Source organism: Lagierella sp. ICN-221743, from assembly GCF_037890055.1.
In the GTDB taxonomy this organism is placed as follows: Bacteria; Bacillota; Clostridia; order Tissierellales; family Peptoniphilaceae; genus Mediannikoviicoccus.
Window position 1 is genome coordinate 1 of the sequence record NZ_JBBKBD010000040.1, and the last position, 5802, is coordinate 5802.

The window sequence follows — 5802 nt, forward strand, 5'->3', positions numbered from 1 at the left end:
ATTTGGAAAAAAACTTGCCAGCAAGTTAATGCCGGCAAGAAAAAATTTATTTTTTCAAAATCTTTTTAATGTTCTCGTCGTTTAGGTTTTCAATTACCTTTACTGCCAGGTCAACTGCAGCTTCAAAGTCTGAAAGTCTGGCAAAGTTGTAGTGGCTGTGGACAAAGCGAGATGGAACGCCTAGAACTAAAACTGGAACTCCTTCATTTGATAGATGGATGGGCCCTGCATTTGTTGAGCCTGCTCGTCTAATTGCAGATTGGTAGCTAATGTTATTTTCATCTGCTAGGTCCTTGGCAAGTTTTATATATTCTGGATTTCCAATATAGGATTTGTCAAAGTGGCGAATTTGAACGCCCGATCCCAGAACTCCTTGAGCTTGTTTTTTTGAAAAGTACAAGTCGTCAGCTGGCGAACCTTCAAAGACTATGGCAAGGTCTGGTTTAACTTTTTGGCTGGTGACTTTCGCGCCTCTCATGCCCACTTCTTCTTGGGCAGCAAAGGCTCCAACTAAGTTAACGTTTAAGTTTTTATCTTTAAGCCTGTTCATTGTTTCCACTATACAGGCACAACCAAGTCTATTGTCAAAGGCCTTGCCTCGAATTATGTCATGTGCCTGGTCGTATCTAAAGTCAACTAGGGGTGCAATTGGTGCTCCGGGCTCGATTTTAAAGTCTTCTATAACTTCTTCATAGGACATGGCTCCAATGTCTATAAACATTTTTTCTATGTCTAAGGGACGGTTTCTCTCCTCTTCAGTCATAAAGTGGGGAGGGGTTGATCCTGTTATACCTTCAATTATTTTTCCGTCTCTATTTCTAATGCCAACTAGGTGGGCAGGAACATTTGTAAGTACCCATCCTCCTAATGGTACGATTGATAAAGTTCCATTGTCTAAAATACTTTGCACCATAAAGCCAACTTCATCAGTGTGTGCGTCAAGTTGAACTGTAAATTTTTTATTTCCAGAGTTTTTGTACTTGGCGTAGACGTTGTTCATTGAATCATTTTCTACATCCAAGTCCTTTAAATACTTCTTTAAAGTTTTTACAAGGTCTTCTTCAAAGCCTGAAGGCCCAAAGGCTGTTGTAAGTTTTTCTATTAATTTTTTTTTGTCCATAAGTCCCTCCATTTATAAAATTATTATAGCTTATTGGTGGTTAGCTCTCAATAGAGAAAAGTTTTAAGGCGACTTCAAAAAGCAAAGCTTTTTTTAGAAAGTTTTGTCTAAGTGTCTTAAAATGTTATGAAGGTATAGCCTCGCTTCGCTCGGAGATGTTTCGACTCGCTCACGCTCGCTCAACATGACAATACTAAGCTTTACTTTTCTAACTTTCATCATCTAAACTTATATCTAAGTGCATGTTTAATATCTTAAGTAAAAAAGTAAAGTTTATTAAATTTTCTATTGTATTTTTTAGTGGAGTTGATATAATAATATTTGGGTTTAATATAGTAAACAAATTGTTTAATATCATGTTGGAAGGAGGAAGTATGGAAATAGGTTCAAGAATTCGAGATAGAAGGGTTTCTCTTGGGTTAACTCAAGAAGAGCTGGCGGAGAGGTCTGATCTAACTAAGGGTTTTATCTCTCAGGTTGAACGTGATTTAACTTCTCCTTCTTTAATATCTCTTTGTGACATTTTGGATGCCCTTGGTACTAATCTACCGGAATTTTTTAAAGAGGAAGAGGATCCAAAACAAATTTTTACTGAAGATGACTATGTGGTTATGGAGGACGAGGACAACGGAAGTGAAATTAAATGGCTTATTCCAAGTGCTCAAACAAAGTCCATGGAGCCAATTATTATAAAAATAAAAAAAGGTGGATCTAGCAGAAGTCTCTCTCCTAGTGAAGGTGAAAACTTTGGATATGTACTAAAGGGAGATATTAATTTATATATTGGCGACAAGAGTTACTGTCTTTCTGAGGGAGATAGTTTTTACTGTGGCTGTGAAGTTCCTAGACGAATTTCAAATACTAAATCTAAAGAGGCGTTGGTCCTTTGGACAACGAATCCTCCAAGTTTTTAAAGGGGTGACATTATGGATTATATTTTAGAGCTTAAAAATGTTTCAAAGTCCTTTCAGGATGATTTGATTTTGGATAATTTAAATTTAAACATAAAACAAGGTGAGTTTTTAACTCTTCTTGGTCCTAGTGGTTGTGGTAAAACTACCACTTTAAGAATTATTGGAGGTTTTTTAAAGCCTGATGAGGGAGAGGTTATTTTTGATGGCAAGAACATTGCAAATCTTCCTCCATATGAAAGAAATATTAATACGGTTTTTCAAAAGTATTCTCTTTTTCCAAATATGAATATCTATGACAACATTGCCTTTGGATTAAAGATTAAGAAGATGCCAAAGGATGTTATTGATAAAAAAGTTGAAGGTGCATTGGAGCTTGTGTCACTAAAGGGATATGGCAAGAGGTCTATCGACTCCCTTTCCGGTGGACAACAACAGAGAATTGCCATTGCAAGGGCCCTTGTTAATGAACCAAAGGTACTTCTTTTAGATGAACCTCTTGGAGCACTAGACTTAAAACTAAGACAGGTCATGCAAACAGAGCTTAAGAAGATTCAAGAAGAGGTTGGCATTACATTTATTTATGTAACCCATGACCAAGAGGAAGCTCTTAGCATGAGTGACAAGATTGTTGTAATGAATGGTGGACTGGTTCAACAAATTGGTACTCCAATTGACATTTACAACGAACCAAAGAATGCTTTTGTGGCAGACTTTATCGGCGAAAGTAATATTGTTGATGGTGTTATGTTAAAAGACTTGGAAGTTGTATTTTCCGGGCATAAATTTATCTGTCTTGATAAGGGCTTTAAACCAAACGAAAATGTGGATGTTGTAATTCGTCCAGAAGATATCGACTTGGTTAAGCCAGAGGATGGAATGTTACAAGGTGTGGTTGAAAGTATTATCTTTAAAGGCGTTCACTATGATATTACTGTGAATGTAAAGGGAGAGAGATATTTAATTCAATCCATTTATGAAAAGCAAGTTGGTGAAGAGGTGGGAATGGTTATAATTCCTGATCATATTCACATTATGGAGAAGCAAAGAGATGAAATTTAGAAAATTATCATATCCATATTTAGTATGGATGGGGATTTTTATCTTGGTTCCACTTTTTATGATTCTTTATTACTCCCTATCAATAAAAGGTATGGACGGATTAACAGTTGCAAACTTTAAGGAGTTCTTTGGCTCTATAAACTTGGTGGTGCTACTTCATTCAATTAAGATTGCATTTATAACTACGATTATTTGCCTTTTAATTGGCTACCCAACAGCCTACCTAATTTCAAAGGCTCCACTTAAAAGAAGGTCCATCATGCTTATTTTAATAGTTCTTCCAATGTGGATGAACTTCTTATTAAGAACCTACGCATGGATGAATATTTTAGCGAAGAATGGAATTTTAAATAACTTTTTTAGATTTTTGGGACTTTCTCCAAAGACCATGTTATATACACAGGGAGCCATAGTGGTGGGGATGGTTTATAACTTCCTTCCATTTATGATACTTCCCATATACACAGTGCTTGAAAAAATGGACCACTCTTTGGTGGAAGCGGCAAAGGACCTTGGGGCAAATAATTTTCAAACCTTTGTAAAAGTAATTTTTCCAATGAGTTTAACTGGTGTTATCACCGGAGTGACCATGGTGTTTATTCCAGCAATTTCAACATTTGAAATATCGGCGCTACTAGGTGGAAACAAGGTAAACTTAATTGGTAATGTTATTGAAAACCAATTTAGAGTTATTGGCGACTGGAACTATGGCTCCGCAATTTCCATGGTGCTTATGGTTATAATTTTTGTAACAATGCTTGTGACTAACAAGTTCAATCCAGATGACGAGAAGACGGGAGGGGGACTATGGTAAAGAGATTAAAGAGATTTTATCTGTTTTTAGTTTTTGCATTTCTATATGCACCAATAGTCTTTCTTATGGTGTTTTCATTTAACGACTCAAAGTTAAAGTCATCATGGAACGGATTTACTTTAAAATGGTATGGGGAGCTATTTCAAAACTCTGAAATACTCTCTTCCTTTTATAACAGCTTATTAGTTGCTGTTCTTGCAACCATAGTTGCAACAATCTTAGGTACAATTGCAGCAATTGGTATCTACTATATGAAGAATTGGCAAAAAAATATTGCCCTAAATGTAAACTACATTCCAGTTTTAAATCCAGATATTGTAACTGCCATATCACTGATGATACTTTTTAAAGTGGCAAGCATGGAAAATGGATTTTTAACAGTATTAATATCACATATTATGTTTACAACTCCATATGTGGTTTTGGCAGTACTACCAAAGTTAAAGCAGATGTCAAAGGCCCTGCCAGAAGCTGCCATGGACCTTGGTGCAACGCCGATGTACACACTTAGAAAGATTATTTTACCAGAAGTTAGCTCGGGGATTTTTTCAGGGGCAATACTTGCATTCACCCTTTCCCTAGACGACTTTGTAGTGTCCTACTTTACGACTGGGAATGGCTTTACAACACTTTCGGTAACCATATTTGGAATGGCGAAAAAGGGAATTAACCCTGCCATAAACGCACTATCAACTCTTATGTTCTTAGGAATATTAATATTATTACTAATAGTTTACAGGACCTCCAAAGATCCTGACGAGGAGGTATAAATGAAAAGATTTAAAATTTTAATCTGCCTAATCATTTCTGTCGGTCTACTTGGTGGATGCGGAAAAAGCAAAGAGACTTCCGGAGAAAAACTATATGTGTACAACTGGGGCGAATACATTGACGAATCCATCTTAAAAGATTTCGAAAAAGAGACGGGAATCAAAGTAATATATGAAACCTTCACCCAAAACGAAGATATGTACATGAGAATAAAAGAAGGTGGATCAAACTATGATGTGGTAGTTCCGTCTGACTATATGATTGAAAGAATGATTAGTGAAGATATGCTTATGGAAATGGATATGTCGAAGCTTTCCAATTTCAAAAACATAGGCAAGGAATATCTAAACATGGAGTACGACCCAGAGCAAAAGTATTCAGTGCCATATTTTTGGGGAACTGTGGGAATACTTTATAACAAGAAAATGGTGAAAGAAAAACCTGAGTCTTGGAGCGTGCTTTGGGACAAACACTATAAAGACAATATAATAATGATGGATTCAACAAGGGATTCCATAGGAATTGCACTAATAAAAGATGGCTATTCAATGAACTCAAGGAATATGAAGGAGCTTAACCAGGCGAAAAAAGATTTGATTAAGCAAAAGAAAATAGTTATGGCATACCTTGTGGACGAGATAAAGAGTCAAATGGTAAACGAAGAAGCGGCACTGGCTCCGGCGTACACTGGAGACGCTATTGTTGCAATGAGCGAAAACGAAAATCTGGATTATGTAATTCCAAAAGAGGGTTCGAATATTTGGTTCGACTCTATGGTCATACCAAAGCATGCAAAGAATGTTGACAATGCATACAAATTTATTGACTATATACTGCGCCCAGAAGTTGGAGCAAAGATTGCAGAATACGTTGAATACTCCACACCAAATGTTGAGTCCTATAAACTTTTAGAAAAGGATTTGAAATTTAAAGAAGTTTCATATCCAGACTTGTCACAGTATACAAACCTGGAAGTATTTAAAAACCCTTCAGACTACAATAAGATTTTTACGGATATATGGGCAGAGGTAAAAGCGGCAAGATAGGGGAGGAAAGATAAAAAACTTTCTATGAAAATTTTTATATATTTCAATTTTATTTAACCAAGGGGGGAAAGGAACCGT

At 36.2% G+C, this 5802-nt stretch carries 6 protein-coding genes; 5 read left to right on the forward strand and 1 reads right to left on the reverse strand.

Features of this window, described 5'->3' with window-relative positions:
• Nucleotides 1-46: 46 nt before the first annotated feature.
• Nucleotides 47-1120 (reverse strand): M42 family metallopeptidase, encoded by a 1074-nt coding sequence (locus WKS98_RS09750; protein ID WP_498918893.1) that lies wholly within the window; start codon nucleotides 1118-1120, stop codon nucleotides 47-49.
• A 374-nt stretch (nucleotides 1121-1494) separates the two neighbouring features.
• On the opposite strand from WKS98_RS09750, the gene WKS98_RS09755 reads away from it, so the two are divergent.
• The 5 genes from WKS98_RS09755 to WKS98_RS09775 are packed head-to-tail and all read left to right on the forward strand — an operon-like array spanning nucleotide 1495 to nucleotide 5724.
• Complete coding sequence (locus WKS98_RS09755) at nucleotides 1495-2034, forward strand: helix-turn-helix domain-containing protein (protein ID WP_498918895.1); 540 nt, start codon at nucleotides 1495-1497, stop codon at nucleotides 2032-2034.
• A 12-nt stretch (nucleotides 2035-2046) separates the two neighbouring features.
• Nucleotides 2047-3093: a spermidine/putrescine ABC transporter ATP-binding protein gene (potA, locus tag WKS98_RS09760; protein WP_498918897.1), complete on the forward strand. Its 1047-nt coding sequence runs from the start codon at nucleotides 2047-2049 to the stop codon at nucleotides 3091-3093.
• Nucleotides 3083-3907, forward strand: a complete 825-nt coding sequence (locus WKS98_RS09765; protein ID WP_498918899.1) for an ABC transporter permease — start codon at nucleotides 3083-3085, stop codon at nucleotides 3905-3907. The genes potA and WKS98_RS09765 overlap by 11 nt, the downstream gene beginning before the upstream one ends.
• Nucleotides 3901-4677, forward strand: coding sequence for an ABC transporter permease (locus tag WKS98_RS09770; protein WP_498918901.1), 777 nt, complete (start codon nucleotides 3901-3903; stop codon nucleotides 4675-4677). The genes WKS98_RS09765 and WKS98_RS09770 overlap by 7 nt, the downstream gene beginning before the upstream one ends.
• Entirely contained in the window at nucleotides 4678-5724 is a 1047-nt protein-coding gene (locus WKS98_RS09775) for an ABC transporter substrate-binding protein (protein WP_498918903.1), read from the forward strand. It begins immediately after the preceding gene.
• Nucleotides 5725-5802: the final 78 nt, after the last annotated feature.

What these genes read in the sequence shown, in the direction of transcription:
- WKS98_RS09750 (WP_498918893.1), bottom strand. Translation starts at nt 1,120, where the DNA reads ATGGACAAAAAAAAATTAATAGAAAAACTTACAACAGCCTTTGGGCCT.
- WKS98_RS09755 (WP_498918895.1), top strand. Translation starts at nt 1,495, where the DNA reads ATGGAAATAGGTTCAAGAATTCGAGATAGAAGGGTTTCTCTTGGGTTA.
- potA (WP_498918897.1), top strand. Translation starts at nt 2,047, where the DNA reads ATGGATTATATTTTAGAGCTTAAAAATGTTTCAAAGTCCTTTCAGGAT.
- WKS98_RS09765 (WP_498918899.1), top strand. Translation starts at nt 3,083, where the DNA reads ATGAAATTTAGAAAATTATCATATCCATATTTAGTATGGATGGGGATT.
- WKS98_RS09770 (WP_498918901.1), top strand. Translation starts at nt 3,901, where the DNA reads ATGGTAAAGAGATTAAAGAGATTTTATCTGTTTTTAGTTTTTGCATTT.
- WKS98_RS09775 (WP_498918903.1), top strand. Translation starts at nt 4,678, where the DNA reads ATGAAAAGATTTAAAATTTTAATCTGCCTAATCATTTCTGTCGGTCTA.